Below are 916 nucleotides of genomic sequence, written 5' to 3'. Positions count from 1 at the left end.
GCGTTCGACGGCGTTGGAATCCAGTTCGATGCGGCCGTCGTCGAGGAACAGGATCAGCCCGTCCCAGTACTTGGCGATGTATTTCAGGGCGTCTCCGGTTGGCGATTTTGCCGAGACACGGGCGCGGTTCTGGGTGAGCCAGAGTTCGAAAGCGTCGATGAGGGGTTTTGAGCGGTCCTGTCGAGCGTCATGGCGCTGGTCTGCAGGCAGGCTGCGCAGGTCTTTTTCGATGCGATAGAGCGCCTGGATTTGGGCCAGACCTTCCAGCGCAATCGGGGCCGTGCTGGACTGTGTAACCTTATGCAGTTTGCGACGGGCATGCGCCCAGCAATAGGCCAGTGTCACATCCTGTGTTGGACGTTTGAGCAGGCGGTTATAGCCTGCATAGCCATCGACCTGCAGGATTCCGCTGAAGCCTTGCAAAATGGTCTCTGCATGCTGGCCGGATCGACCTGGCGCATAGGTAAAGGCCACGCCGGGTGGGTCCTCACCGCCCCATGGCCTGTCATCGCGGGCAAGGGCCCAGAAGTATCCGGTTTTGGTGCGGTTGCGCCCAGGTGCCAGAACCGGCGCGGGTGTCTCATCCATAAAGAGCTTCGTCGAGCGCTTCAGGTTGGCCATGAGCGCCTCATAGACCGGGGTCAATTCGAACGCCGACTTACCAACCCACGCGGCCAAGGTGGAGCGATCCAGATCAATGCCCTGGCGGCTGTAGATTTGCGCCTGCCTATAGAGCGGCAAGTGGTCCGCATATTTTGAGACCAGAACATGGGCCAGCGTGGCTTCGGTCGGCATGCCGCCTGCGATGATGTGGGCCGGTACCGGGGCTTGGGTGATCCCGCCCTCGCAAGACCGGCAGGCATATTTGGGGCGACGGGTGACGATCACCCGGAACTGCGCGGGGATGATATCCAGC

1 protein-coding gene is annotated in these 916 nt (G+C 61.1%); it reads right to left on the bottom strand.

Annotated features, from left to right (window positions below; all coding sequences use genetic code 11):
• On the bottom strand, window positions 1-916 hold a 916-nt coding region (tnpC, locus tag ATO11_RS21040), incomplete at both ends, for an IS66 family transposase (RefSeq protein ID WP_110553844.1).

Origin of the sequence: Pseudaestuariivita atlantica (assembly GCF_001205715.1) — a bacterium.
Taxonomy (GTDB): Bacteria; Pseudomonadota; Alphaproteobacteria; order Rhodobacterales; family Rhodobacteraceae; genus Pseudaestuariivita; species Pseudaestuariivita atlantica.
Note: the sequence above shows the minus strand (reverse complement) of the source record. Positions and strands in the feature narration are given on the sequence as shown.